Here is a 25,619-nt window from a genome sequence, read left to right as displayed (position 1 = left end):
CGATTAATCTGTGCATTTGCTGATAAAGCCGCCGCTGCTTTTCAGCCGCTCTCGTGCTTCGCTGGCGGAGATATTGGCCAGGATCATTACGATGGCGGTCTTGCAATGGTTATCTGCGGCGGCAAGAGCCTGCTCGGCCGTGCCACGGTCACATTCGGTTGCTTCCATGACGATGCGCTTCTGGCGCTCCACCAGTTTGGCGTTGGTCGCCTCCACATCCACCATCAGATTGCCGTAGACCTTGCCGGTGCGGATCATGGCGCCGGTCGAGAGCATATTGAGGATCAGCTTCTGGGCGGTACCCGCTTTCATGCGGGAGGAGCCGGTCACAATCTCGGGGCCGACCACGGCGACCATGCTGATGTCGGCCGCTTTCGCGAGCGGACTGCCCGGGTTGCAGCTGATGCTGCACACTGTGGCACCCAGGCTCCTGGCATATTGCATGGCGCCCAGCACATAGGGGGTTCGACCGCTGGCTGCGATACCCACCAGCACGTCATTGGCACTGAAGTGGATGCTTTTAAGATCGTTGGCACCGAGTTCTGCATCGTCTTCGGCATTCTCCACTGCCTGCAAGATGGCCTTGTGCCCCCCCGCAATCAGACCGATGACCAGTTCTGCAGAGACCCCGTAGGTGGGGGGACATTCGCTGGCGTCCAGAATGCCGAGACGTCCGGAGGTGCCTGCCCCGATGTAAATCAGGCGGCCACCTTTGCCAAATGCAGCAGCGATCGCATCTACAGCCTTGGCGATCTCGGGTAGCAGTTGGCTTACAGCGACTGCAACGTGTTGATCTTCTTGATTGATGATCCGCAGCATATCCAGTGTCGGGAGCTGATCGATCTCGATGCTGGCTGGATTGCGGGTTTCAGTAATCATGCTTGATAGGTCAATGGTCATCGTTTCCTCTACTTCAGGTCGTCGCCATTCCCGGCGTAAATCATCTTTTTTGATGTTGGCCATCATGATCGATTTTTGATTTTGATTGTGAGATCAATATCGCATAATTAATTATTCCATTTGTTGTTGTTTTTATCGTGGTAAAATTCCTGCAGAGAAGCATGGAGAGAGGAGGGGGGTGACAGCGGCATTGGCTATCTTGCCTGATAGGCAGACAACAAAAAGCCCCGGTCGTTGGACCGGGGCTGGCGGGTTATTCGGTATCAGTTGACGGATATGGCGCGGGCGTCGATGAAATAGCGAGCGTTACCCTGTTTGTCGATCTGGATTTTGGCAACCAGCTGCTCTTGATCTTTATATTCCCAGCGTTGCTCGATCTTGGCGAGGGATGGGCTCGCAATCCCAACCACGTTCAGGTACTCGTGAAACAGGCTATGGCTCCCTATTTCGGTCAGCATCTTGTCCATCTGCATACTCTCCTGAAGTTGAGTGGGTATTCATCAACAAACCTATCAGCGTCCATCTGAATACAGTCTGTATGAAAAACAAACTAACTCATTTGTGTGTCAATAACATGATCAGGAACAAGATCAGTGCAGATCGTCAGGGACTTTTTGATACCGTTTTCAATCAGAGCCGGTGGGCTTTTGCGGCAACTGATCAAACGTGCCGGAAGCCTTTGGGAGCGCCGGCGCGGTTTGCACAGCCTGGCCGCCGTGGAAGACCGGATCCTGTGCCACTTCCTTGATGCCGTTGATGCAAAACTGCATACCCATGCAGACCAGCAGGAAGCCCATGATGCGGGTCATGGCATCGATGCCGGTGGCGCCCAGGATCTTGCAGACCGGATCCGCCAGCTTCAATACCCCCCAGCTGATCAGGCTCATCAGGGCAAACGCCGTTACTACACCGGCGTAGATGGTGAGGCGGTTGTACTCGTCAGGCAGCTCGGCAATCTGGGCTGCCCCGCTTATTACCAGTGCCATGGTACCTGGCCCGCACATGCTGGGCATGGTGAGCGGTACGAAGGCAATGCTCTGGTTGATATCGACCCCGCTCTGCTGGCTGGGGGCGGGGAACAGCATGCGAAAGCCGATAAAGCCGATGATGAGACCACCGGCCAGGCGCAAGCCCGGAATGGAGATCCCGAACAGATCCAGGATCGAGGATCCGATAAAGAAGGTGATGCAGAGGGTGCAGAACAGATAGATGGCGGCCAGATTGACCTGACGGCGCACGTGTTCGCGCGACATCCCCTTGCTCAGCCCCAGCAGCAGGGTGGCCGTGGTGGGTGGGTTGACCATGGGCAGCAGCGCCAGCAAAGTGAGTAATACGACCTGAAAGAACATCTTGAGCCTCGGATAAAGAGTTGGAAGCCATGGGGCGATGCGGGTGGCAGGCCCCAGAGGGAGGCTATCTTATGCTGGCGAAACTGAACATAAGCAGTACAAAAAAGCCCCGGCAGATACCGGGGCTTGTTGTTCGGGTCAGGCCGCTTGCGGCGCTTGCTGCTGCCGGATGGCCCGTTGCTGGAACCAGAGCCAGAGACCGATAGCGAAACCCAGCACCGACAGGCTCACCACATAGTGGGAGGGGGCCAGCATGTCGCTCTTCATCCAGAGGGTCACCGCCATCGGGGTGAGGCCGCCGAAGATGGCGTAGGCCACGTTGTAGGAGAATGACAGACCGGAGAAGCGCACCACCGGCGGGAAGGCGTTGACCATCACATAAGGCACGGCACCGACAATCCCGACCGCAAAGCCCGCCAGCATGTAGAGCGGCACCAGCTGGCTCGTACCGGCCGCCAGACCGTGATAGAAGGCATAGCTGGAGCCCGCCAGCAGCAGGGAGCCGAACATGAAGGTGAGACCGCTGCCCAGCAGGTCGATCAGTCTACCATAAACGATGCAGCCGAGGGTCAGGGCCACGATGGCCAGCGAGTTGGCGGTCAGGGCGTCAGCCGGGCTGATGCCATAGACCTTCTGCAGATAGGTGGGGGTCATCAGGATCACCACCACGATACCGGCGGAGAGCAGCCAGGTGAGCAGCATGGAGACCACCACGCTGCTCTTGTGGTTGCGCAGCACCGACTTGAGGGGCAGTTCGTCAGCCAGGGTCTTGTTGGCTTTCATCTCGGCGAAGACCGGGGTCTCATGCAACCAGCGCCGCAGGTACATGGCGACGATGCCGAAGATACCGCCCAGCAGGAAGGGCACTCGCCAGCCCCACTCGCTCACTTCGGCTGGTGTCAGGCTCTTGTTGACCGCAGTGGCGATGAGGGAGCCAAGCAGGATGCCGGCCGTCAATCCCGCCGTGAGCGTGCCGCAGGCGACCCCGACTCGACGGGCAGGAACGTGCTCGGCGACAAACACCCAGGCGCCCGGCACTTCACCGCCGATGGCGGCGCCTTGCAGGATCCGCAGGCCCAGCAGGGCGATGGGGGCGCCGATGCCGAGCACCGCATAGGTGGGCAGCAGACCGATCAACAGGGTTGGCAGCGCCATCATGATGATGCTGAGGGTGAACATCCGCTTGCGACCGATGAGATCGCCAAAGTGGGCCATGATGATGCCGCCGAGCGGGCGGGCCAGATAACCGGCTGCGAAGATGCCGAAGGTCTGGAACTGGCGCAGCCACTCGGGAATGTCGGCCGGGAAGAACAGCTCGCCTATGACCACGGCGAAAAAGACGAAGATGATGAAGTCGTAAAACTCCAGCGCGCCGCCGAGGGCAGCCAGACTCAGGGTTTTGTAATCCTGTCGATTGAGGGGGCGGGCGTGATCATGTTGTTGTGTGGTCGTGGTCATATCCGTATGTTTCCCATCGGTTTTTTTAGTTATTGTCACCCCGTGCAAGGGGCATATACAGGTGATCGAGAGTATGCTGCCTGCCTCTTGTGTGTAAATCGCGCAATTCGCAACACTGTCTTGCATCTTTTTGGGGCAATCCGAATGCCCCGCTGGCGGAGGAATGATGGAAAAGAAACGGGTACTGCTCTCCTGGAGCAGCGGCAAGGATTGCGCATGGGCACTGCATCAGTTGCGGCAAGATCCCGCCATCGAGGTGGTGGGGCTGTTTACCACCCTCAATCAGGCATTCGAGCGGGTGGCGATGCACGGGGTGCGCAAGCAGCTGTTGACCGAGCAGGCCGCCTGCGTCGGGCTGCCCCTCACCACCATCGATCTGCCCTGGCCCTGCAGCAACGAGGATTACGCCCGCATCATGACCGGCTTTATCGCTGATGTGGTGGCACAGGGGATCCGCCATATGGCCTTTGGCGACTTGTTCCTCGAGGATGTGCGCGCCTACCGGGAGAAACAGTTGGCCGGTACCGGCATCGAGCCGCTCTTCCCGCTCTGGGGCAGCAACACCAGGGAGCTGGCGCAGCAGATGATGACGGTGGGGTTGAAGGCGAAGATCAGCACCCTGGATCCGAAAAAGCTGGATGGTGCGCTGGGGGGCCATGAGTTTGACGAGGCACTGCTGGCGGCGTTGCCGGAGGGCGTTGACCCATGTGGCGAGAACGGCGAGTTTCACACCCTGGCCTATGATGGCCCCATGTTCTCCCGTCCGCTCGGCATTCGGGTCGGCGAGACAGTGCTGCGCGATGGCTTTGTCTTTACCGATCTGCTGCCAATCAAGGATTAATTGTCGGGCGTCAAATGCTCCCTTTTGCAGGAGCATTCACAGATTTGAGAGGTAGGATGGGGGCACTATTGGCCCCCTCTTTTGATTGAAGATGACAACCTGCCTTATGAAACACGTCTCTCGTCCGGCGCTGCTTGCCTCCTTGCTGGCGGCAGCCCTCTCTCTGCCTGCCGTGGCGGGTCAAGCCGCTATCGTTCAGCCAATCCCTGCCGGTGTCACCACCGTTACGTTGGCCCAGCAGGCGCCGATCCACTGGGTGTCAGTGGAGCAGATTGCCAAGAGTCTGGATGGCCTGCCCCCGATGGCGGTCGGGTTTGATATCGACGATACCCTGCTCTTCTCCAGCCCGGGCTTCTATCGCGGCAAACAGGAGTTCTCGCCCAACGACGAGAGCTATCTGAAGAACCCCGCCTTCTGGGAGAAGATGAATAACGGCTGGGATGCGTTCAGCATGCCGAAAGAGGTGGGCAAGGCGCTCATCGCCATGCATCTCAAGCGCGGTGACCACATCTATTTCGTCACCGGCCGCTCGGCCACCAAGACCGAAACCGTGAGCCAGACCTTGCAGCAGACCATGAATATTCCGGCCGACCAGCTCAATCCAGTGATCTTCGCCGGTGATCAGCCAGGCCAGAACACCAAAGTGCAATGGCTCAAGGATAAGCAGATGAAGCTCTTCTACGGCGACGCCGACGGGGATATCAAGGCGGCGCAGGAGGTCGGCATTCGCGGCATTCGTCTGCTGCGGGCCGCCAACTCCAGCTATCGGCCACTGCCGTTGGCAGGGGCGCTGGGGGAAGAGGTGATCATCAACTCCCAGTTCTGATCCAGAGCGGATCCATGCAACAAGGGCGGGGCCATTGGCACCCGCCCTTTTTGCATCCGTTATCCAGTTCGGGTCAGTCGTCTGCCCACGGCATCTCGGGCAGGCTGTCGAGGAACTCGCCGTAACGGGTCAGATTGAAGGGGCCCTGATCGGCCTCCATTGCCATCAGCTCGGCACCGAGGGCGCAGGCGATATATTGCAGCGCCTCTTCCCTCGGGGTGCCCTTCATTACCAGCCGCATCAGGGTCGCCTTCACATGGGGCGGGTGACCGTCGTTGAGCTGGTTCTCCACCATCTCCAGCAGCGCGTCTTCGTCAAAAAATTCCTGAGTGTCGTTCATGGGATATCCGCAACAGTGAATGTGGCGGCCAGTATAGCCTGAATGGGGCTAACACCTTGAACAGCCTGCGAATAAACAATCCGATGGGGAGGCCATTTGTTACCCATAATTAGGAGGAGTTTGCCAAGGCAAACAGGTTGGAACACAGATAACATGGATGGACACGCCTATGCCCACGATAGATTCCCTGCTGGCCGAGCCCAAGCTACTGCCCCAGATCCCGGAAGTGATGCGCGATTTGATCCAGACCTTCAATGAAAAGGATCCGGATCTGCTCAAGATCAGCAAGTTGATCAACAAGGATCCTGTCATCTCCGCCAAGTTGCTGCGGCTGGCCAACTCGGCCAAGTTCGGCAGCAGTCGCCAGATCGGCACCGTCAATGAAGCCGCAGTGCGGCTGGGGTTGGCGATGGTGCGCAACATGGTGCTGGCCTGCGGGCTCACCGAATCGGTCACTGCGGTGCCCGGCATTGACCTCAAACATTTCTGGGGCTGCGTCTTCAACGTGGCGGAGCTGGCCCGTCGTCTGGCGGTGAAGAAGGGGATGAAGGGGGATGAGGTCTTTACCTGCGCCCTGCTCTACGATCTTGGCCGACTGGTGATGCATGTGGGCCTGCCGGAAAACACCGTCCATCACATCCACGATCTGGAGTTGCACAAGGGACGGGCCAAGGCGGAAGAGCTGGTGGTCGGCTTCAACTATGCCCAGGTCGGGGCGGCCATGGCACGCTACTGGAAGTTCCCCGAGACCATCAGCAATGCGGTGGAGTATCACTACAACCCCATGCTGGCCAAGGAGTTCTCCGCCGAGGCAGGGTTGATCCATCTGGCGATCGTGCTGGCTGCGCAATCTGATGTGGGGGAAGAGGCGCCGCCCGAGTGGCCCCACAAGGTGGCAGACGCGTTGGGGCTGAGCTGGGCCGATTGCGCCGCCCAGTTCACTGCACTGCGCGAGCAGGGTAATGGCTATGCCGGATTGCTGGCTGCCTGAGCCCGTTTATCCCATCTCATCAGGGGCCAACATGGCCCCTTTTTCATGGCTATGTCCCAATTACGTGTTGCATGGGGTGCCCCAGTGCCTCATGCAAACACGCTTTGATATTCACTCCCCTCCCGTAACGCTCCAGCATCCTGCGCCAACCCAGGTAGTTCTTCAGGTAGTGCGTCGCCACGCCATGGAAACGTACCATCCACTCTTTCAACCGATGGTGATACCCGTTCACGTGCTGAATGTGATACGCGCCGGCTACTCGCTCACCCTGACGATTGCGTACCACTTGATGCGTCACACCCTGTACTTTGCTGAAGCTGGCATACACACCCGCACCATCGCTACACAGCACGGCATCCGGCGAGACAAGGGGCTTCAACACCGCGATGACCGTCTCGGCATTCATCTCTTCCAACTGAAAATCTGCATGGTGACCTGCACGGTCCAGCACCACCATCACCGGTATATAATCCCGTCCGGTTCCCCGGGTTCGTCCCTTGCCACCACGATGCCGCGGCGGACGCGGCAATCCCCGCTGCCCCTTGAATGACTCGAGGAAGAAGGTCTCATCCACCTCAACGATGCCTTCTTCACGAGTGGCTTGATGAGTGGCCATCGCGCGCAAGAAACGGTGCCGCCAGAGGAACGCGGTGTTTTTGCTGACCCCGCAACGCATCGCTGCCTGGCGGACGGTCAGCCCTTCGATGAGGGCTTGCGCGTAGTCTTCCCAGCACTGGGCTTTACGCAACCGGGCCAGAGGCGTCCTGGTTAGCACCGAGCTGGTGCGCAGACACAGTTTGCAGCGGTAGCGACGTAGTCCACGACTCCAGCCCCAAGGTGCCAGCTGGGCGGCATCGGCGTGACAATGAGGACAACTGCGGCATGCCGGTAACTGGGTATTGAGCGAGGTAATGGCATGGGGTGCGGTGAGCTCCTGTTGAGCAACACGGCGCTGGCGCAGGGTTAACTGGGGAAAGAGGGATAACAGGTGTTGAAAGGCTGGGGTATCCATGATGGTAGCCCTCAAGGTGATGGCCTGTTTCAAGATTAGCCTTTCAACACGTAATTGGGACAGAGCCTTTTTCATGGCCGATGGTGCCACAGGCTTGCCAGCCCTGGAGTGACGGGGCACTCTTTGCCCTTCACTTTCCGTTTGAGAGCCCTTGCCATGATTGCCTCCTCCCGACTGATCCTGCGCGAAATGATCGCCACCGATGCCCCCTTCATCCTTGAGCTGCTCAATGACGGCGACTTTTATCGCTACATCGGCGATCGGGGCATTCGCACCCTGGAGCAGGCGCAGGAGTATATCCAGCAGGGGCCGGCGGTCAGCTATGCCCGCTATGGTCACGGACTCTATCTGGTGGAGCGCAAGGAGGACGGTGCCAGCCTCGGTATCTGCGGCCTGATCAAGCGCGACACACTGGAGCAGGTCGATATCGGTTATGCCTTCCTGCCGCAATATCGCGGTCAGGGCTACGCCATTGAAGCGGCGCAGGCCGCTCTTGCCGATGGCAAAAGCCGATTGGGGATCGGGCAGGTAGTTGCCATCGTCACCCCGGGCAACGAGCGATCCATCGGCCTGCTGGCCAAGCTGGGGCTGGTGCGCAGTCGACTGGTCAAATTGAGCGAAGATGCTGACGAATGCCTGCTGCTGGAGCAGTGATCAAGGTCAGAGAGCTGAAAAGCAAATGGCGAGGTAGCTGTCAGGCTGAGTGACAAGCAAGAGGCTGGATCTGGCTAAAGGCGTGAGAGAAGCAAAGAGGCCGCCGTGAGTTGCGGCCTGTCTGCATCGGGCGCTGCCGGAGGGCAGGCAGGATCAGTTGAGGTCTTCGATGGAGAACTCGCCAGCGATACCATCACAGGAGATGGCGAAACCGCCGCTGAAGCGGGTGCTGAACTGGATCAGAAACGCATCATTGTCGTGCTCTTGCACAGGCAGGTTGATGGGCTTGCTGCGACGCAGGGGCTTGTGTGTTTGTACTGCTTTCATCATGGTATTTCTCTATATAAATTAGGTGTTTGCTCCTTGTATTGGCAAATGTCAGGTCAATGGGCGCGGTCGATTGGGTGAACGACAAGCGCGCAGGAATACCCAGCCCGGTTAAGGGGCGTCTGCACTTTCAAGGAATATGCTGATGCATAAATCAAATTGGGTGGGCAGATCGGGTCTGCACCGTGAGAGCCGGGCAACGCAGGCAGACAGCCTGACGGTTCTCAAGGCGAGTAAATCAGAAGAAGGTTATGCGGGTACTGGCAGGATTCATCGTGAGGTGAAGCATTGCAGGGTAAACATAAACAGGGCTGATTAACTAGCCGACGCGCATTCTCTCCTCGAAATGAATAAAAAGCAAACAATAATTTGCCGATGTTGAAGTCAGTACGCTTTTCCTCTGTCTAATCAAGACGCTATCAGCAGCAAATATTCGCAACTATCCGCCATAACAAGAGGGCTCCCGACGGGAGCCCTCTCTCATTCTGCAATCAGCACAGTGGGCCGACTCAGTAGTCGCCACAGGCCTTTTTGGCTGCCGTGATCATCGGGGTGATGGTCATGCCTTGCACCACGATGGAGAACATCACCACCGAGTAGGTCATCACCAGGATGACCTGACGCAGATCGACGCCATGTTCCGGGATCATCATGACGCCGGAGGGGAGTGCCAGTGCCATCGCCATCGCCAGACCACCGCGCAGGCCACCCCAGGTGAGGATCCGCACCGAGAAGGTGTTGTAATTGCGGAATCGGCGGAAAGCCACATAGGGCAGCGACACGCTGATAAAACGGGCGCCCAGGCAGAGCGGCACCGCAATGACCAGCAGGATCCAGTCACGCCAGGCGAGATCCAGCAGTACCAGCGCCAGACCGATCAGCAGGAACAGCAGGGCGTTGAGGAACTGGTCCATCAACTCCCAGAAGTGATCCAGGTGATGGCTGCTCTGCTCGGAGAAGCCGGAGTGACGGGTCCAGTTGCCGATCATGATGCCGGTGACCACCATGGCCAGTGCGCCGGAGACGCCGATCATGTTGGCAAAAGCGAAGCCGGCGGTCGGGATGCAGAGGGTCAGCAGCAGCTCCAATGAACCATCGTCGGTGGCGCTGATCATCACGTGGGCAATGAGGCCCAGCACGGCACCGAACAGGATGCCGCCGAGGGCTTCGTGCAGGAACAGACCGGCCACGCTACCGAAGGTGGGCTCGACCCCGCCAAAGGCGACGGCAAACACGGTAGCGAAGATGACGAGGCCAACGCCGTCGTTGAACAGGGATTCCCCTTCGATCTGGATGGCGATCTGGGGTGGCGCTTTCATCTTCTTGACGATGGCCAGTACGGCAATCGGGTCAGTGGGGGAGATCAGCGCACCGAACAGCATGCAGTAGACCAGCGGCAACTCCCAGCCCAGCAGCTTGGCAATAAACCAGAAGCCGTAGCCGATGAGGAAGGTGGAGAGCAGGGTGGCAATGATGGCCAGAATGGTGATCTCCCACTTCTGGCTACGCAGCGCCTTGAGGTTGATGCCAAGGCCACCGGCGAACAGCAGGAAGCCCAGAATCCCCTTCAGCAGGAAGTTCTGGAAGTCGATGCTCTCCATGGTCTTGACGGCAAGAGGTTCCAGGTTGAACCAGCCCAGTTTGCCAAACAGCACCAGCAGTGCGGAGATCAGCATGGAGCCCGCAGTAATGGCGATGGTGGTCTGGATCTTCACAACATACTGGTTGGCAAAGGCGATAAAAATCGCCAACGCTGCCAGAAAACAGAGTGTGTAGTAGACGCTCATAGTTATTTTTTTCTCGTTGGTAGACAGCAAGCACGTATCCCTATGCAGGACGGGCATAGGTTACTCTCGGGCCCTATGTTACTCATTACCCATAAATGAGTATATGGTGGCGCATTTGGACTGATAGACGGCTAGATTTCCATTTTATTTGTTTGCTGTTAGGATGCTGTTTACGCAGTTGCATGGATGTAAGAGGAACACGCGGTGTCGAACGTAATGTCGAGCAGAGAGCCGAGCAAGCAGTCGGACGTAACAAAGAAGCTGGAAGCCTGCCTCAGGGAGCGGATCCTGATCATCGACGGGGCCATGGGCACCATGATCCAGGGCTACAAGCTGGGGGAAGCGGATTATCGGGGTGAGCGGTTTGCTGACTGGCATACCGACATCAAGGGCAACAACGACCTGCTGGTGCTGACTCGTCCGGCGGTGATCCGCGAGATCCACGAGCAGTATTGCGCTGCCGGGGCCGACATTCTCGAGACCAACACCTTCAACGCCACTCGCATCGCCATGGCCGATTACGAGATGGAAGAGTTCTCGGCCGAGATTAATCGTGAAGCTGCCCGTCTGGCCCGCGCCGTGGCCGACGAGTGGACGGCAAAAGATCCCGCCAAGCCGCGCTTCGTAGCAGGGGTGTTGGGCCCCACCAACCGTACCGCCTCCATCTCGCCTGACGTCAACGATCCCGGCAAGCGCAACGTCACCTATGACCAGCTGGTGGCCGCCTATACCGAATCGACCCACGCCCTGATCGAGGGCGGCGCTGACATCATCCTGATCGAGACCATCTTCGATACCCTCAACGCCAAGGCCGCCGCCTTCGCGGTGGAAGGGGTGTTCGAGGCGCTGGGCTACAGCCTGCCGGTGATGATCTCCGGCACCATTACCGATGCCTCCGGCCGTACCCTCTCCGGCCAGACCACCGAAGCCTTCTACCATTCGCTGCGCCACGTCAAACCGGTCTCGTTCGGTCTCAACTGTGCGCTCGGGCCAGACGAGCTGCGCCAGTATGTGGAGGAGCTGTCTCGCATCAGCGAATCCTGCGTCAGCGCCCACCCCAACGCCGGTCTGCCCAATGCGTTCGGCGAGTACGACCTCGATGCGGGTGAGATGGCAGAGCATATCCGCGAGTGGGCCCAAAGCGGCTTTCTCAACCTGGTCGGCGGTTGCTGCGGCACCACCCCGACCCATATTCGCGCCATGGCCGATGCCGTGGCGGGCATCAAGCCGCGTGTGCTGCCCGAGCTGCCGGTGGCCTGCCGCCTGTCGGGCCTCGAGCCCCTTATCATCACCCCTGAGTCCATGTTCGTGAACGTAGGGGAGCGCACCAACGTTACCGGTTCGGCCAAGTTCAAGCGGCTGATCAAGGAGGGGCTTTACGACGAGGCGCTCGATGTTGCCAAGCAGCAGGTAGAGAACGGCGCCCAGATCATCGACATCAACATGGATGAGGGGATGCTGGACGCCGAAGCGGCTATGGTGCGCTTCCTGAATCTTATCGCCGGTGAGCCTGATATCGCCCGGGTGCCGGTGATGATCGACTCCTCCAAGTGGGAGGTGCTGGAAGCGGGCCTCAAGTGCGTGCAGGGCAAGCCGGTGGTCAACTCCATCTCCATGAAAGAGGGGGAGGAGAAGTTCATTCAGCAGGCGAAACTGCTGCGCCGCTACGGCGCCGCCGTCATCGTGATGGCGTTCGATGAAGCGGGTCAGGCCGATACCCGCGCCCGTAAGTTCGAGATCTGCCAGCGTGCCTACCGGATCCTGGTGGATCAGGTCGGTTTCCCGCCGGAAGACATCATCTTCGACCCCAATATCTTCGCGGTGGCGACCGGCATCGATGAGCACAACAACTACGCGGTGGACTTCATCGAGGCGGTGAAGGACATCAAAACGCACCTGCCCCACGCCATGATCTCCGGCGGCGTCTCCAACGTCTCGTTTTCGTTTCGCGGCAACGAGCCGGTGCGGGAAGCGATTCACGCCGTCTTCCTCTACCACGCCATCAAGAACGGCATGGACATGGGGATCGTCAATGCCGGTCAGCTCGCCATCTATGAAGACATTCCGGCGGAGCTGAAAGAGAAGGTCGAGGCGGTGGTGCTCAACCTCAATGACAACGCCACCGAGGAGTTGCTGGCCATCGCCGAGAAGTATCGCGGTGCCGGTGCTCAGGCTGAGGATCCGCGGGATCAGGAGTGGCGCAGCTGGCCGGTGGGCAAGCGGCTGGAGCACGCGCTGGTCAAGGGGATCACCGACTTTATCGAAGAGGATACCGAAGAGGCACGCGCTGGCGCCGAGAAGCCGCTGCACGTCATCGAAGGGCCGTTGATGGATGGCATGAACGTGGTCGGCGACCTGTTCGGCGCGGGCAAGATGTTCCTGCCGCAGGTGGTGAAATCGGCGCGGGTGATGAAGCGGGCGGTGGCCTATCTGCAGCCCTATATCGAGGCGGAAAAGTCGGGTGGCTCCAGCAATGGCAAAATCGTGCTGGCCACCGTGAAAGGGGATGTGCACGACATCGGCAAGAACATCGTCGGGGTGGTGCTGCAGTGCAACAACTTCGAGATTGTCGACCTCGGGGTCATGGTCTCCTGCGAGACCATTCTCAAGACTGCGCGTGAGGTCGGCGCCGATATCATCGGGTTGTCGGGTCTCATCACTCCGTCGCTGGACGAGATGGTGCACGTGGCCAAGGAGATGGAGCGTCAGGGCTTCAAGCTGCCGCTCTTGATCGGCGGTGCCACCACCTCCAAGGCGCACACTGCGGTGAAGATCGAGCAGAACTACTCGGAGCCGGTGGTCTATGTCTCCAACGCGTCTCGTGCGGTGGGGGTGGCCCAGAGCCTGCTCAGCCCGGATCTCAAGGAGGCGTTTGTCGCCCGCATCGACAAGGAGTACGAGATCGCCCGGGATCAGCATGCCCGCAAGCAGCCGCGCTCCCGCCCGGTCAGTCTGGCTCATGCCCGCGCCAACCGGCACCAGCTGGACTGGGTTGGCTACCAGCCGCCGAAGCCCCGCGAGCTCGGGGTGCAGAAGTTCGAAGATGTACCCATTTCGGTGCTGCGCCCCTACATCGACTGGACGCCGTTCTTCCTCAGCTGGGAGCTGGCGGGCAAGTATCCGCGCATCCTTGAGGACGAGATCATCGGCGAGGAAGCGACCAAGCTGTTTGCCGACGCCAACGCCATGCTGGAGCAGCTGGAAAAGGATCAGAGCGTGCGCTGTGCCGGGGTGATCGGCCTGTTCCCGGCCAACGCGGTAGGGGATAGCATCGAGGTCTACAGCGACGAGTCGCGCACCGAGGTCATCAAGGTGCTGCATCACCTGCGCCAGCAGAGCGAGAAGCAGGGCTTCCCCAACTACTGTCTGGCGGACTATGTGGCGCCGAAAGAGAGCGGCAAGCCCGACTGGATCGGCGCCTTCGCGGTGACCGGCGGTATCGGTGAGGAGGCCATCGCCAAGGCCTACAAGGCGCAGCACGATGACTACAATGCCATCCTCATTCAGGCGGTGTGTGACCGTCTGGCCGAGGCGTTTGCCGAGTACCTGCACGAGCAGGTGCGCAAGGTGCATTGGGGTTATGCCCCGGACGAAGCCCTCAGCAACGAGGAGCTGATCCGCGAGAACTATCAGGGCATCCGCCCGGCCCCCGGTTATCCGGCCTGTCCGGAGCATACCGAGAAGGGAAGCATCTGGGAGCTGCTGGAGGTGGAGCAGGCTATCGGCATGCAGCTTACCGAATCCTACGCCATGTGGCCGGGGGCTGCGGTGTCGGGCTGGTACTTCTCTCATCCCGAGAGCAAATACTTCGCGGTGGCACAGATCCAGCAAGATCAGGCGGAGGATTACGCCGTTCGCAAGGGGATGACGCTGGCCGAGGCCGAGCGCTGGCTGGGGCCAAACCTGAACTGACTCCCGTGTGACATCGGTTGATCTTTAACGAGAAACGGCGGCATCCTTGCACGGGTTGAACAACCTGCGCAGAGCCGCCGTTTAACCTGTTGGTCACAGCGACAGGGTAGCGTGCGGTTTGGCGTGGTTTGTCTTGTTGTCAGGATAAACAATTGGCGTTGTCTTGGCGCTGTGGCACCTTATACTCTCCCGCCCCATCCTGCCCAGGCACAGCCTTCTAGCGGAATTGTCATGAAGATCGCCATTTTATCCCGTGAGCCGAAAAACTACTCCACCCGCCGTCTGGTCGAGGTGGCGCAGGCGCGCGGTCATCAGGTAGAGGTGCTCGACACCCTGCGCTGCTATATGAATATCGCTTCCCACAACCCCTCCATTCACTACGAGGGTGGGGAGCTGGGAAGCTATGACGCCGTGATCCCCCGGATCGGTGCCAGCATTACCGCCTACGGCACCGCCGTGCTGCGCCAGTTCGAGATGATGAACACCATGGCCCTCAACAGCTCGGTGGCCATCAGTCGTTCCCGCGACAAGCTGCGGGCGATGCAGCTGCTCTCCCGCCATGGCATCGGCCTGCCCATCACCGGCTATGCCCACAGCACCCACGACGTACCCGACCTCATCACCATGGTGGGCGGGGCGCCGCTGGTGGTGAAGCTGCTGGAGGGAACCCAGGGGATTGGCGTGGTGCTCTGCGAGACCCAGAAAGCCGCCGAGAGCGTGATCGAAGCCTTTATCCAGACCAACAACAACATTCTGGTGCAGGAGTATATCCGCGAGGCCAATGGTGCCGACATCCGCTGTCTGGTGGTCAACGGCAAGGTGGTTGCCGCCATGCGCCGTCAGGCCCAGCCGGGGGAGTTTCGCTCCAACCTGCACCGTGGCGGTACCGCCGAGACGATCAAGATCACCCCGGAAGAGCGTGCAACCGCCGTGCAGGCCGCCAAGATCATGGGGCTGGATGTAGCGGGGGTGGATATACTGCGCAGCGCCCGCGGCCCGCTGGTGCTGGAGGTCAACTCCTCCCCCGGCCTGCAAGGGGTGGAAGCCGCCTCCGGCAAGGATGTGGCCGGCAAGATCATCGAGTTCCTCGAACTCAAGGCAAGCCGCAAGAACAAACCGGCGGAGTGAGCCTCAGGCTTGCATCCGTCAGATAGAAACAGGGCGCCCTCGGGCGCCTTGTTGCTATCTGGCTGGTGGGTTGGCGGTGCCACTGCGCCCTCACCCTAACCCTCTCCCAAAGGGAGAGGGAACTGTTCGGCAGTGATCATCGCCAGCCGTGCGCTGAAAATTCCGTCCTTCAGCCGGGTATCGATCTTCCAACCGAGTTTCTCGCAGATGCGCTGAATGATGGTGAGGCCACAGCCGTAGCCGAGGATCTGATCCGGCGCCGCCGCCGTCGGGTTGCTGATGGTGAGCACCGGGCCATACAGCTCGATGTCGATATGTCCCTCGGCATAGCTCAGGGCATTTTTCAGCAGGTTGCCGAGGGCGATGGCGAGCAGGGAGAGGGGGGCATTTACTTCGCTGCTCTCGTCCAGATTAAGCCGGATATCGAGGGCCTCCCGCTGCAACAGTGGGGCGAGACGGGCCAGCTCCTGACGGATCAGCGGGGTGACCTGTTGCAGCGGTCGCTCCACAGCCTCCTTGCGGCCCAGCAGCAGGAAGGTCTCGGTGAGCAGCGCCATCTCGTCGGCGGCGGCGCGGATACGGGTGGTGGCGCGGGAGGCCGGTGCGGGCAGATCCGTCACCTTGCCAAGCAGCGCGGCCGAGCCCTGGATCACCATGTTGGGGGTGCGCAGCTCGTGGCTGGCGAAGCGACTGAACTCCTGCTCGCGGGCGAATACTGCGCTCACCTCCTGCTTGCCGGCCAGCAGCGCCAGCTCGATATCCCGCAGCTCCTGCCAGGGGGCATCGGGCTCGAAATCCGCCTGATCCGGGGTGAGGTGGGCGACCCTCTGTTGCAGCCGTTGCAGCGGCCCTGTGATATGGCGCACCAGCCAGATGCCGAAGCCGAGGCAGGCGAGTAGCAGGGTCACCCCGATCAGTCGGGTCGCCAGATGCAGCTTGTCTTCGTAGGGGTCTAGGTAGTCGTCGGCGTCGTCGTTGAACACCAGATAGAGCAGTCCCTCGCCGGAGGGGTGACGGGCCACCAGAAAGTGTTTGTCCTCCTTGCCCAGTTGGTGCTCGAAAAAGCCGGGAGTCTGGTAGGGCTTCAACCACTTGGGCAAGCGGCCCGCCTCGGTCCAGTAGCTGGAGAACTGTCTGGGACTCGGGGCAGCGGCGGCCGGGCCGAGTCGCAGCCAGTCATCGCTGTAGCGGGTCACTTCGGCTTCCAGCCAGTGGCGCAGGCTCAGCTCTTCCATCTTGTCCTCGGCCACCAGCATCAGGCCGGAGAGCAGGATCAGCAGCACCACCCCGGCGCCGCCGAGTGCCATGATCAGGCGGCGGCGCAGGCTCGGCAGGCTCATGCGCTCACCAGTCGGTAGCCCTGACCGTGCAGGGTCTCCAGCATGGGAGTGGGGAAGGGTTTGTCCAGCGCGTTGCGCAGGGCGTAGATGTGGCTGCGCAGGGCATCGGAGTCGGGCTCCTCATCGCCCCAGACGGTGTCGAGCACCTCCTGACGGCTGACGATGGCCGGGGCGCGGCGGGCCAGCAGGGCGAGGATCTGGAACGGGATCTTGCCGAGCTTGAGCTGTTCACCGGCGCGGGTGGCGCGGCCGCTGGTGACATCGACCGTCAGATCGCCAAAGCTGATTGCTCCCACATCGCCGCGCGGGCCGCGCAGGCTGAGGGCTTGCAGCCGCACCTCCAGCTCCTCCATGGCGAACGGCTTGACCAGATAGTCATCCCCTCCCGCCTTGAAGCCTGCCAGCTTGTCCTCCAGGCTGTCGCGGGCGGTGAGAAACAGCACAGGAGTGGCAATCCCCTGCTCGCGCAGGCGCGCCACCGTGCTGAGGCCATCGAGGCGCGGCATCATCACATCCATGATGATGACGTCGAAACGCTGATCCTCCAGCAGTTGCAGCGCCGCCTGACCGTGATAGGCGCAATCGAGGCGGTGACCGGCCAGCTCCAGATAATCCATGATGGTTTCCGCCACCTGAGGATTGTCTTCCACTACCAAAATCTTCATGCTTTGCTCTCCTGGTTGGCGAGCGTTTCACGCTCTTTTCACACCGGATTCGGCATCCTGTTTGCCAGTGTAACCCCGAGGATCCCTGATGAAGAAGTCTCTCTGCGCCCTTCTGTTGCTGATCTTGTTGCCACTTGGCACCGCACAGGCGACCGAATTCAAACTGACCGGCCGCACCACCTGGCAGCTTGGCCAGTTGATGGTCAACGGCATGCCGTTCGTGATCGACGACCAGACCCGCTTCAAGGATTGGCTCAACGAGGATGATCTCGGTGGTACCTGGGTCGAGATGAAAGGGGTGGTTGAGAACGGCGTGCGCTATGTACGCAAGGTCGAAGCCCTCGACGAAGATGACAAGGACGAGATGGATCTGGAGGGGCCGGTCGAAGGGGGGCGGATCTGGGGCTACACCACTTCGGATAACAGTCTGGCGCCGTTCGAAGGGCGCTGGCTGGAGCTGGAGTGCAAGTTTGACGGCATGCGCCTGAGCCGTTGCCGCGAGGATGACTGATCCGATCTCTGCGTTCCGATTAGAAATGCTCCCGAATGAAGCCCATGCTTGTCCAGCATGGGCTTTTTGTTCAGGGACGAACGAAGATGGAACAATCGAGAAAGTGGTGTGCATGGATGCTGGGTGTGCCGCTCTGGGCGGCGCAGGCGGGAGCCGACGAATTGTGGCTGGTGGAGCTGGAGCACAGCGACGGCATCCGCCTGCAATTTCAGGGGGCCGAGGTGGAGCAGGGCAGTGCCGCCGTCTGGCGGCAGGGGGAGATTTGGCCGCAGCCACTCAAACCCGGCGACCAGCTCGCCCTGCTGGTGGCAGATGGCGTTGCCACCCGGATTGAGCTGCTGGCCGCCAGAGCCCAGCTGGCCAATCAGCCCTGGCAGCGGGCGCAAGATCGCCTGCAATCCTTCGATGACCGGCAGCTCACGCTGGCAACCCTGGGCACAGTGCCACTCAATCCGCAGGTGCGCTGGGTCAACGGTTCCGCCGCCGATCTGCATGCCGGGAGCGAGCTGGTATTGATCCGTTCGGCGGATGGAATATTGCAGGGAATTGAAGTGATCAATCCGGAAGAGTAATTCAGCATCTTCTTATTTAATATAGCTTCACCATATTGTGGCAGCCATTAAATAATGGCTGCCACAATATTTATGATTTATCCCTCAATAAAGTCATCGCTCTAATTATTTTCTTATACCACCATTATTTTGTTTGTCATGGATGTTTTTTGGTGGTTTATTTTATTTGTGTCAGGTTTTGTCGGAGTCCATACCTGTCAAATGAAAAAGGATATTTCTACACAATAACAATTATCGTATGTCTGAAAGAGGGATAAATGATGAATAGAATAATTACCGCCAATCTGGCGTTTTTGGCGTCTTCATTGATGCTCGCTCAGGTGCAGGCGGCTGAACCTGTCTACCCTGATCAGGTCAAGTGGACGGGGCTTGGCACGGGCGTCTGTGCCAGTGGTTACCGTCCTCTGACCCGTGATGAAGCCATGAGTATCAAGGGTAATCTGGTCAGCCGCATGGGGCAGTGGCAGATCACCGGACTGGCGGATCGCTGGGTGATTATGGGGCCAGGATATAATGGCGAAATCAAACAGGGCACTGCCGGAGAAACCTGGTGCTATCCAAATTCACCGATTTCCGGAGAAATACCAACACTCTCTGACTGGAATATTCCGGCGGGTGATGAGGTCGATGTGCAATGGCGGCTTGTCCACGACAATGATTATTTTATCAAGCCGGTCAGTTATCTCGCCCATTATTTGGGATATGCCTGGGTGGGTGGAAATCATAGCCCCTATGTCGGGGAAGATATGGATGTTACCCGGGTTGGCGATGGCTGGCTGATAAAGGGAAATAATGACGGCGGCTGCTCCGGATATCGTTGCGGGGAGAAGAGCTCCATCAAGGTAAGCAACTTCTCATATACCCTGGAACCCGACTCCTTCAGCCATGGTCAGGTCACCGAGAGCGGCAAGCAGCTGGTCAAGACCATCACGGCCAATGCAACCAACTACACCGACCTGCCCCAGCAGGTGGTGGTGACCCTGAAGTACGACAAGGCCACCAACTGGTCGAAGACCGACACCTACAGCCTGAGCGAGAAGGTGACCACCAAGAACAAGTTTCAGTGGCCGTTGGTGGGGGAAACTGAACTAGCCATCGAGATCGCTGCGAGCCAGAGCTGGGCCTCCCAGAAAGGAGGCTCGACGACCGAGACCGTCTCGGTTGAAGCGCGCCCCACGGTGCCGCCTCACTCCAGCCTGCCGGTACGGGTTGCCCTCTACAAGTCCAACATCTCCTACCCCTACGAGTTCAAGGCCGAGGTCAATTATGACCTGACCATGAAGGGCTTCCTGCGTTGGGGCGGCAATGCCTGGTATACCCATCCGGAGAATCGTCCGACCTGGGAGCACACCTTTGCCGTCGGCCCGTTCCGCGACAAGGCAAGCAGCATCCGTTACCAGTGGGACAAGCGTTATATCCCGGGTGAAGTGAAGTGGTGGGACTGGAACTGGACCATCAGCGAGTATGGTTTGTCGACCATGCAGAATAACCTGGGTCGTGTGCTGCGCCCGATCCGTTCGGCAGTGACCGGTGATTTCTATGCCGAGAGCCAGTTTGCCGGCGATATCGAAATCGGTCAGCCCCAGACCCGTTCCGCGAAGGCTGCCCAGCTGCGCAGTGCCTCTGCCGAGGAGGTGGCGCTTACCGGTGTGGATCTGGACAGCGAGGCCCTTGCCAACGAAGGGTTTGGCAATGTATCCCTGACCATAGTTCCGGTTCAATAACCTCACTCGCAGGCCCCTTTCATAGGGGCCTGTTTCTGTTCTGCGCAAGACGATGCACTTGCCCTGCGCCCCTCGATTTTCCCTCTTTTTGTCCTCTTGTCCCTGAATGATCACAACAGAAAGCTATGGCGTGCCAAGTTGATGCCAACGCAGGTTTGACCTCTGTTTGGGGTGGCCCCGTGAGCGAGGCATTGTTCACTCATTTGTTGAAAGAGACGTGTTGGCCAGATTGTTAACGGCTTGTGCTTTAAATTTTCCCCCTTATACTGGCGCCATCTTGTCGGAGTGCTGACCGTTGAACGACGCGAAGCTGAGACCGTTAATTCGGGATCCGTGGAACCTGATCAGGTTAAAACCTGCGAAGGGAACAAGGGTAACTTGCGGGTTACCGCGCCGGGGGAGGAACAAGCCTCTTCCGCTCATCGAAGGGATCTCCCTTGATGGGTCAGGGCGCACAGGAGGGAGTCTGTCCCGTCCGGTTGTCCAGCACGTGGGGCGCCTTGCCCACAGCGTGTAGAGAGCGGGAAGTGGCAGAACAGCAGCGCGGAGATCCATCCCGCGCGCACTCCCTCCCGAGATAAACACCCCGCCGCAAGTTCATCTTCTCCTCGAACTCCAGACAAGCAAATACCCATAACTTCAACCAGTTAATGTGAGTTTTGCTATGTCTACTTCCGTATCTGATACCTCCAAATCCAGCCGCCGCGAGCAGCGCTCCAGCGCTCAGGCCTTTATCGACAGCCTCAAGGGGATGGCTCACCCCAACTCCCGCCGCATCTTTATCGAAGGCTCCCGCGCCGATATCCGGGTGCCCCTGCGGGAGATCCAGCTGGCCGACACCTTCGTTGGCGGCACCAAAGATAATCCCCAATTCGAGCCCAACGAGCCGGTGCCGGTCTACGACACCTCTGGCCGTTACGGGGAGGAGGGGGTCGCCATCGATGTGCGCCGCGGCCTGCCGCGCCAGCGGGAACACTGGGTGCTGGAGCGCAATGACACTGACGAACTGCCTGGGCTCAGCTCCACCTTCACTCAGGAGCGGCTGGCCGATGAGGGGCTGGATCACCTGCGCTTCGAGCACTTGCCAAAGCCGCGCCGCGCCAAGCCGGGTCGCCGGGTCACCCAGCTCCACTACGCCCGTGCCGGTATCGTCACTCCCGAGATGGAATTTATCGCCATTCGCGAGAACATGGGTCGCGAGCGGGTGCGCTCTGAACTGTTGCGCACCCAGCATCCGGGCCGCGATTTTGGTGCCCGCCTGCCCCAGAACATCACCCCCGAATTTGTGCGCGATGAGGTGGCCGCCGGTCGCGCCATCATCCCCAGCAATATCAACCACCCGGAAGCGGAGCCGATGATCATCGGCCGCAATTTTCTGGTGAAGATCAACGCCAACATTGGCAACTCGGCGGTCACCTCCAGCATCGAAGAGGAGGTGGAGAAGCTGGTCTGGTCCACCCGCTGGGGCGCCGACACCGTGATGGATCTCTCCACCGGCCGTTATATCCACGAGACCCGCGAGTGGATCCTGCGCAACAGCCCGGTGCCCATCGGTACCGTGCCCATCTATCAGGCGCTGGAGAAGACCAACGGCATCGCCGAAGACCTCACTTGGGAGCTGTTCCGCGACACCCTGCTGGAGCAGGCCGAGCAGGGGGTGGACTACTTCACCATCCACGCCGGCGTCTTGCTGCGCTTCGTGCCGATGACCGCCAAGCGCCTCACCGGCATCGTGTCGCGCGGCGGCAGCATCATGGCCAAGTGGTGCCTCTCCCACCACAAGGAGAACTTCCTCTACCAGCACTTTCGCGAGATCTGCGAGATCTGCGCCGCCTATGACGTGGCCCTGTCGCTGGGCGACGGTCTGCGTCCGGGCTCCGTCTATGACGCCAACGACGAGGCCCAGTTCGCCGAGCTGCGCACCCTGGGCGAGCTCACCAAAATTGCGTGGGAGTACGACGTGCAGGTGATGATCGAGGGGCCGGGCCACGTGCCGATGCACATGATCGAGCGCAACATGACCGAGCAGCTGGAGCACTGTCACGAGGCGCCGTTCTATACCCTGGGCCCGCTCACCACCGACATCGCGCCGGGTTACGATCACTTCACCTCCGGTATCGGTGCGGCCATGATCGGCTGGTATGGCTGCGCCATGCTCTGCTATGTGACCCCCAAGGAGCATCTGGGGCTGCCCAACAAGGAGGATGTGAAGCAGGGGCTGATTACCTACAAGATCGCCGCTCACGCCGCCGATCTGGCCAAGGGGCACCCGGGCGCCCAGATCCGCGACAACGCCATGTCCAAGGCGCGTTTCGAGTTCCGCTGGGAGGATCAGTTCAATCTGGCGCTGGATCCCGATACCGCCCGCGCCTATCACGACGAGACACTGCCGCAGGAGTCCGGCAAGGTGGCCCACTTCTGCTCCATGTGCGGGCCCAAGTTCTGCTCTATGAAGATCACTCAGGACGTGCGTGACTACGCGGCGAAGCTGGAAGCCGTGGAGATCAAGCTGGTCGGCATGGATGGCCAGCAGGAGCAGGTGGTGGCTCAGGTGGAGAGCGGCATGGCCCGCATGGCCGAGACCTTCAAGGAGACTGGCGGCGAGATCTACCATCAGGCGGCGGCACTGAAACAGGCCGCAGGGGAGGAGGCGTGAGCAGCGCAAGCGGGGCTGTCAGCCCCGCCGACCTGTCGCCAGTGACGGACTTGCTACCTGTAGTCTGGACCATCGCCGGTTCCGACTCCGGCGGCGGCGCCGGCATTCAGGCCGACTTGCACACATTGCACGATCTCGGTGTGCACGGCTGTTCGGTCATCTCCGCCATCACCGCCCAGAACTCGGTGGCGGTGAAGATGGTCGACCCCGTGTTGATGCAGACCTTCACCGCCCAGATCGACGCCCTCGGCGTCGATCTGCCGCCCGCCGCCATCAAGATTGGCCTGTTGCCGACCCGGCTGCATGTGGAGGTGCTGGCCCGCCGCCTGGCTGCCACCCCGGCCCCCTTTGTGGTCTACGACCCTGTGGCCATCGCCAGCACCGGCACCCCGATGGCGGAGCCCAATATGCTGGCGGCGGTGCGCGAACAGCTGCTGCCACGTCTGTCGCTCATCACCCCCAACGGCCCCGAGCTGGAGGCCCTGACCGGCATTCCCGCGACCAGCCCTGTATTGGTGCGCTTCGCCGCCCAGCGGCTGCGCGAACTCGGCGCCCGCGCCGTGCTGGTCAAGGGCGGCCATCTGGGCTGGAGCGGCGATCTCTGCCTCGACTACTACCAGGATGAGACCCGCGAATTCTGGTTGGCGGCGCCGCGCCTCGACACCCGCCATGGCCACGGCACCGGTTGCTGCTACGCCAGCGCCATCGCCGCCGTGGTGGCGCAGGATTATCCGGTGGAGGACGCCATCACCCTGGCGCGTGCCTACCTGCAACAGGGCTTGGCGGCGGCGCAAGGAGTGGGCGCAGGCCCGGGGCCTATCGCCCATCTTGGCTGGCCAGCCGATCTTGCTTACTTCCCCCGTGCCGTACTGGCAGGGTCTGCCCTCGACCGTCGTTTCGGACTTTATGAGACAAGCAGCGCCCGCCTGCCGGATGGCCCCTTCGCGCCGACCGAACCCAACCTCGGCCTCTATCCGGTGGTGGATTCGGTCAAGTGGCTGCGCCGCCTGCTGGGGTCAGGGGTCAAGACCATCCAGCTGCGGATCAAGAATCTGCCTGCCGCAGAGGTGGTACCGGCCATTCGCGATGCGGTAGCGCTCGGTCGCCGCCATGGGGCGCGGCTCTTTATCAACGACTACTGGCAGCAGGCCATCGAGGCGGGTGCCTGGGGCGTGCATCTGGGGCAGGAGGATATGGAGACCGCCGATCTCGCCGCCATTCAGGCCGCCGGGCTGCGCCTTGGCATCTCCACCCACGGCTACTTCGAGCTGATGCGGGCCCGCGAGCTGGCCCCCTCCTATATGGCGCTGGGTCATATCTTCCCGACCAATACCAAGGCGATGCCCTCACGCCCGCAGGGGCTGGTGCGGCTGCATCGCTACCGCGCCCTGATGTGCGACTGGCCGACGGTCGCCATCGGTGGCATCAGCGAGGAGCGGGTGGCGGTGGTCAAGGCAAGCGGGGTCGGCAGCATCGCGCTGGTTTCGGCCATCACCGCCAGCGACGACTGGCAGGGGGCGACCGAGCGGCTGCTCGCCGCCGTGGGAGCGGGGGATGAGCCGCGTTCAGCACAGCTCATTACCGACATGCAGGAGGCGGCCCATGCGCTCTGATGAGGCGTCTCTTAGTGACAAAGAGTATCTGAGATATGGCCGCCAGCTGATGCTGGCGGAAGTGGGGGAGGCGGGTCAGGCACGGCTGAAAGATAAGTCCGTGCTGATCGTGGGCTTGGGCGGGCTCGGCTCGCCGCTCGCCCTCTATCTGGCCGGGGCCGGGGTGGGCACCTTGTGGCTGGCCGATGGCGATACGGTGGATTCCAGCAATCTGCCGCGCCAGATCCTGTTCGATAGCGAGGCGGTCAACCACTCCAAGGCGGAGCTGGCCCGCGAGCGCTTGGCCGCCCACAACCCGCTGGTGGAGCTGATCGCCATCAACCAGCGACTCGATGCCGCCAGCCTGCCGGAGTTTGTGGCCGAGGTGGATCTGGTGATCGACTGCTGCGACAACCTCGCCACCCGCCATGCCATCAACGCCGCCTGCGTGGCTCAGGGCAAGCCCTGGATCTCCGCCGCCGCAGTGGGTTGGCAGGGGCAGCTGATGGCGCGCACCAGCAGCGATCACGCCTGCTACGCCTGCCTCTATCCGCTGGATACCAAGGTGAGCCAGAGCTGCGAGACCAGCGGCGTCACCGGCCCGCTGGTGGGGGTGATGGGCTCTTTGCAGGCGCTGGAGGCACTGAAACTGCTGCTCGGGATGCCGAGCCCGGTCGCCGGCACACTGCGCCGCTTCGATGCTTTGACCCATCAGTGGCAGACCCTCACTCTGGCTCCCGACCCCGATTGCCCGGTTTGCGGGCAGCGCCGATGCCCGACACACGATAAGGAGATCACCCCATGACCCTCACCATTCGACTCAACGATAAAGCCCAGCCTCTGACGGCAGGGCAGAGCGTGGCCGACCTGCTGGCGGCGCAAGGGGTCAATCCCCAAGGGGTGGCGGTGGCCCTTAATGGCGCCGTGCTGCCCCGTGGCCGCTGGGCCGAGACCCGTCTCAATGACGGGGATGAACTTCACCTCTTCACCGCCATTGCGGGAGGCTGACCCATGATGCTCGCAGTCCCATATTC

23 protein-coding genes and 1 riboswitch are annotated in these 25,619 nt (G+C 60.6%); of the genes, 13 read left to right on the top strand and 10 right to left on the bottom strand.

Features of this window, described 5'->3' with window-relative positions:
- Positions 1 to 3: 3 nt before the first annotated feature.
- From murQ to I6L49_RS13810, 4 genes are all read right to left on the bottom strand, one after another.
- A complete protein-coding gene (murQ, locus tag I6L49_RS13825) occupies positions 4 to 900 on the bottom strand; it encodes an N-acetylmuramic acid 6-phosphate etherase (RefSeq protein WP_216949754.1) in 897 nt (298 codons plus the stop codon).
- A gap of 263 nt (positions 901 to 1,163) precedes the next feature.
- Positions 1,164 to 1,367, bottom strand: a complete 204-nt coding sequence (locus I6L49_RS13820; protein ID WP_005340062.1) for a hypothetical protein — start codon at positions 1,365 to 1,367, stop codon at positions 1,164 to 1,166.
- 159 nt (positions 1,368 to 1,526) lie between these two features.
- Positions 1,527 to 2,249, bottom strand: a complete 723-nt coding sequence (locus I6L49_RS13815) for a MarC family NAAT transporter (protein ID WP_005357737.1) — start codon at positions 2,247 to 2,249, stop codon at positions 1,527 to 1,529.
- A gap of 138 nt (positions 2,250 to 2,387) precedes the next feature.
- A complete protein-coding gene (locus tag I6L49_RS13810) occupies positions 2,388 to 3,707 on the bottom strand; it encodes an MFS transporter (RefSeq protein ID WP_042052570.1) in 1,320 nt (439 codons plus the stop codon).
- Between the two features lie 166 nt (positions 3,708 to 3,873).
- Here I6L49_RS13810 and I6L49_RS13805 point away from each other — a divergent pair, with 166 nt between their 5' ends.
- Positions 3,874 to 4,548, top strand: a complete 675-nt coding sequence (locus I6L49_RS13805; RefSeq protein WP_216951666.1) for an adenine nucleotide alpha hydrolase — start codon at positions 3,874 to 3,876, stop codon at positions 4,546 to 4,548.
- 106 nt (positions 4,549 to 4,654) lie between these two features.
- On the top strand, positions 4,655 to 5,374 hold the full coding sequence (aphA, locus tag I6L49_RS13800; RefSeq protein ID WP_216949753.1) for an acid phosphatase AphA: 720 nt from the start codon (positions 4,655 to 4,657) through the stop codon (positions 5,372 to 5,374).
- A 73-nt stretch (positions 5,375 to 5,447) separates the two neighbouring features.
- Here the strand turns inward: aphA and I6L49_RS13795 are convergent, their stop codons facing one another.
- Positions 5,448 to 5,714: a hypothetical protein gene (locus I6L49_RS13795; protein ID WP_005348674.1), complete on the bottom strand. Its 267-nt coding sequence runs from the start codon at positions 5,712 to 5,714 to the stop codon at positions 5,448 to 5,450.
- Positions 5,715 to 5,883: 169 nt separating this feature from the next.
- Between I6L49_RS13795 and I6L49_RS13790 the strand changes: the two genes are divergently transcribed.
- Positions 5,884 to 6,705 carry an HDOD domain-containing protein gene (locus I6L49_RS13790; protein ID WP_005357745.1) on the top strand — a complete coding sequence of 274 codons (822 nt, stop codon included), beginning with the start codon at positions 5,884 to 5,886 and terminating at the stop codon, positions 6,703 to 6,705.
- Positions 6,706 to 6,754: 49 nt separating this feature from the next.
- On the opposite strand, the gene I6L49_RS13785 is transcribed toward I6L49_RS13790, so the two are convergent.
- Positions 6,755 to 7,717, bottom strand: a complete 963-nt coding sequence (locus tag I6L49_RS13785; protein WP_216951665.1) for an IS1595 family transposase — start codon at positions 7,715 to 7,717, stop codon at positions 6,755 to 6,757.
- 156 nt (positions 7,718 to 7,873) lie between these two features.
- Here I6L49_RS13785 and I6L49_RS13780 point away from each other — a divergent pair, with 156 nt between their 5' ends.
- Positions 7,874 to 8,371: a GNAT family N-acetyltransferase gene (locus I6L49_RS13780; protein WP_069529746.1), complete on the top strand. Its 498-nt coding sequence runs from the start codon at positions 7,874 to 7,876 to the stop codon at positions 8,369 to 8,371.
- A 153-nt stretch (positions 8,372 to 8,524) separates the two neighbouring features.
- On the opposite strand, the gene I6L49_RS13775 is transcribed toward I6L49_RS13780, so the two are convergent.
- The gene (locus tag I6L49_RS13775) at positions 8,525 to 8,701 is read right to left on the bottom strand and encodes a hypothetical protein (protein WP_005340085.1); all 177 of its coding nucleotides are present in this window, start codon (positions 8,699 to 8,701) and stop codon (positions 8,525 to 8,527) included.
- Between the two features lie 506 nt (positions 8,702 to 9,207).
- Entirely contained in the window at positions 9,208 to 10,485 is a 1,278-nt protein-coding gene (locus I6L49_RS13770; RefSeq protein ID WP_021231596.1) for a sodium:proton antiporter, read from the bottom strand.
- Between the two features lie 216 nt (positions 10,486 to 10,701).
- Here I6L49_RS13770 and metH point away from each other — a divergent pair, with 216 nt between their 5' ends.
- Together metH and rimK are read left to right on the top strand one after the other, a co-directional pair.
- Positions 10,702 to 14,397, top strand: a complete 3,696-nt coding sequence (gene metH / locus I6L49_RS13765) for a methionine synthase (protein WP_216951663.1) — start codon at positions 10,702 to 10,704, stop codon at positions 14,395 to 14,397.
- A 231-nt stretch (positions 14,398 to 14,628) separates the two neighbouring features.
- Positions 14,629 to 15,525, top strand: a complete 897-nt coding sequence (gene rimK / locus I6L49_RS13760; RefSeq protein WP_216949752.1) for a 30S ribosomal protein S6--L-glutamate ligase — start codon at positions 14,629 to 14,631, stop codon at positions 15,523 to 15,525.
- Between the two features lie 95 nt (positions 15,526 to 15,620).
- On the opposite strand, the gene I6L49_RS13755 is transcribed toward rimK, so the two are convergent.
- Positions 15,621 to 16,865, bottom strand: coding sequence for a HAMP domain-containing sensor histidine kinase (locus I6L49_RS13755; RefSeq protein WP_216949751.1), 1,245 nt, complete (start codon positions 16,863 to 16,865; stop codon positions 15,621 to 15,623).
- Positions 16,862 to 17,530 (bottom strand): response regulator transcription factor, encoded by a 669-nt coding sequence (locus I6L49_RS13750; RefSeq protein WP_216949750.1) that lies wholly within the window; start codon positions 17,528 to 17,530, stop codon positions 16,862 to 16,864. Before I6L49_RS13750 ends, I6L49_RS13755 begins: the two co-directional genes overlap by 4 nt.
- A gap of 88 nt (positions 17,531 to 17,618) precedes the next feature.
- On the opposite strand from I6L49_RS13750, the gene I6L49_RS13745 reads away from it, so the two are divergent.
- The 7 genes from I6L49_RS13745 (at position 17,619) to thiS (ending at position 25,593) form a co-directional block, all read left to right on the top strand.
- Positions 17,619 to 18,041, top strand: coding sequence for a hypothetical protein (locus tag I6L49_RS13745; protein ID WP_005340092.1), 423 nt, complete (start codon positions 17,619 to 17,621; stop codon positions 18,039 to 18,041).
- An 86-nt stretch (positions 18,042 to 18,127) separates the two neighbouring features.
- Positions 18,128 to 18,613: a hypothetical protein gene (locus I6L49_RS13740; protein ID WP_216949749.1), complete on the top strand. Its 486-nt coding sequence runs from the start codon at positions 18,128 to 18,130 to the stop codon at positions 18,611 to 18,613.
- Between the two features lie 260 nt (positions 18,614 to 18,873).
- On the top strand, positions 18,874 to 20,337 hold the full coding sequence (gene aerA / locus I6L49_RS13735) for an aerolysin AerA (RefSeq protein ID WP_216951661.1): 1,464 nt from the start codon (positions 18,874 to 18,876) through the stop codon (positions 20,335 to 20,337).
- 271 nt (positions 20,338 to 20,608) lie between these two features.
- Positions 20,609 to 20,721, top strand: a riboswitch (TPP riboswitch).
- A 280-nt stretch (positions 20,722 to 21,001) separates the two neighbouring features.
- Entirely contained in the window at positions 21,002 to 22,993 is a 1,992-nt protein-coding gene (thiC, locus tag I6L49_RS13730; RefSeq protein WP_302054405.1) for a phosphomethylpyrimidine synthase ThiC, read from the top strand.
- The gene (gene thiE, locus I6L49_RS13725; RefSeq protein ID WP_216949748.1) at positions 22,990 to 24,606 is read left to right on the top strand and encodes a thiamine phosphate synthase; all 1,617 of its coding nucleotides are present in this window, start codon (positions 22,990 to 22,992) and stop codon (positions 24,604 to 24,606) included. Before thiC ends, thiE begins: the two co-directional genes overlap by 4 nt.
- Entirely contained in the window at positions 24,596 to 25,390 is a 795-nt protein-coding gene (locus I6L49_RS13720; RefSeq protein ID WP_075116131.1) for a HesA/MoeB/ThiF family protein, read from the top strand. Before thiE ends, I6L49_RS13720 begins: the two co-directional genes overlap by 11 nt.
- Positions 25,387 to 25,593 (top strand): sulfur carrier protein ThiS, encoded by a 207-nt coding sequence (thiS, locus tag I6L49_RS13715; protein ID WP_044798987.1) that lies wholly within the window; start codon positions 25,387 to 25,389, stop codon positions 25,591 to 25,593. The genes I6L49_RS13720 and thiS overlap by 4 nt, the downstream gene beginning before the upstream one ends.
- Positions 25,594 to 25,619 lie beyond the last annotated feature (26 nt).

This window comes from Aeromonas sp. FDAARGOS 1419 (assembly GCF_019047045.1).
Taxonomy (GTDB): Bacteria; Pseudomonadota; Gammaproteobacteria; order Enterobacterales; family Aeromonadaceae; genus Aeromonas; species Aeromonas veronii.
This window is presented reverse-complemented; position numbering and strand designations above follow the sequence as displayed.

What these genes read in the sequence shown, in the direction of transcription:
- murQ (WP_216949754.1), bottom strand. Translation starts at nt 900, where the DNA reads ATGACCATTGACCTATCAAGCATGATTACTGAAACCCGCAATCCAGCC.
- I6L49_RS13820 (WP_005340062.1), bottom strand. Translation starts at nt 1,367, where the DNA reads ATGGACAAGATGCTGACCGAAATAGGGAGCCATAGCCTGTTTCACGAG.
- I6L49_RS13815 (WP_005357737.1), bottom strand. Translation starts at nt 2,249, where the DNA reads ATGTTCTTTCAGGTCGTATTACTCACTTTGCTGGCGCTGCTGCCCATG.
- I6L49_RS13810 (WP_042052570.1), bottom strand. Translation starts at nt 3,707, where the DNA reads ATGACCACGACCACACAACAACATGATCACGCCCGCCCCCTCAATCGA.
- I6L49_RS13805 (WP_216951666.1), top strand. Translation starts at nt 3,874, where the DNA reads ATGGAAAAGAAACGGGTACTGCTCTCCTGGAGCAGCGGCAAGGATTGC.
- aphA (WP_216949753.1), top strand. Translation starts at nt 4,655, where the DNA reads ATGAAACACGTCTCTCGTCCGGCGCTGCTTGCCTCCTTGCTGGCGGCA.
- I6L49_RS13795 (WP_005348674.1), bottom strand. Translation starts at nt 5,714, where the DNA reads ATGAACGACACTCAGGAATTTTTTGACGAAGACGCGCTGCTGGAGATG.
- I6L49_RS13790 (WP_005357745.1), top strand. Translation starts at nt 5,884, where the DNA reads ATGCCCACGATAGATTCCCTGCTGGCCGAGCCCAAGCTACTGCCCCAG.
- I6L49_RS13785 (WP_216951665.1), bottom strand. Translation starts at nt 7,717, where the DNA reads ATGGATACCCCAGCCTTTCAACACCTGTTATCCCTCTTTCCCCAGTTA.
- I6L49_RS13780 (WP_069529746.1), top strand. Translation starts at nt 7,874, where the DNA reads ATGATTGCCTCCTCCCGACTGATCCTGCGCGAAATGATCGCCACCGAT.
- I6L49_RS13775 (WP_005340085.1), bottom strand. Translation starts at nt 8,701, where the DNA reads ATGATGAAAGCAGTACAAACACACAAGCCCCTGCGTCGCAGCAAGCCC.
- I6L49_RS13770 (WP_021231596.1), bottom strand. Translation starts at nt 10,485, where the DNA reads ATGAGCGTCTACTACACACTCTGTTTTCTGGCAGCGTTGGCGATTTTT.
- metH (WP_216951663.1), top strand. Translation starts at nt 10,702, where the DNA reads ATGTCGAGCAGAGAGCCGAGCAAGCAGTCGGACGTAACAAAGAAGCTG.
- rimK (WP_216949752.1), top strand. Translation starts at nt 14,629, where the DNA reads ATGAAGATCGCCATTTTATCCCGTGAGCCGAAAAACTACTCCACCCGC.
- I6L49_RS13755 (WP_216949751.1), bottom strand. Translation starts at nt 16,865, where the DNA reads ATGAGCCTGCCGAGCCTGCGCCGCCGCCTGATCATGGCACTCGGCGGC.
- I6L49_RS13750 (WP_216949750.1), bottom strand. Translation starts at nt 17,530, where the DNA reads ATGAAGATTTTGGTAGTGGAAGACAATCCTCAGGTGGCGGAAACCATC.
- I6L49_RS13745 (WP_005340092.1), top strand. Translation starts at nt 17,619, where the DNA reads ATGAAGAAGTCTCTCTGCGCCCTTCTGTTGCTGATCTTGTTGCCACTT.
- I6L49_RS13740 (WP_216949749.1), top strand. Translation starts at nt 18,128, where the DNA reads ATGGAACAATCGAGAAAGTGGTGTGCATGGATGCTGGGTGTGCCGCTC.
- aerA (WP_216951661.1), top strand. Translation starts at nt 18,874, where the DNA reads ATGAATAGAATAATTACCGCCAATCTGGCGTTTTTGGCGTCTTCATTG.
- thiC (WP_302054405.1), top strand. Translation starts at nt 21,002, where the DNA reads ATGTCTACTTCCGTATCTGATACCTCCAAATCCAGCCGCCGCGAGCAG.
- I6L49_RS13720 (WP_075116131.1), top strand. Translation starts at nt 24,596, where the DNA reads ATGCGCTCTGATGAGGCGTCTCTTAGTGACAAAGAGTATCTGAGATAT.
- thiS (WP_044798987.1), top strand. Translation starts at nt 25,387, where the DNA reads ATGACCCTCACCATTCGACTCAACGATAAAGCCCAGCCTCTGACGGCA.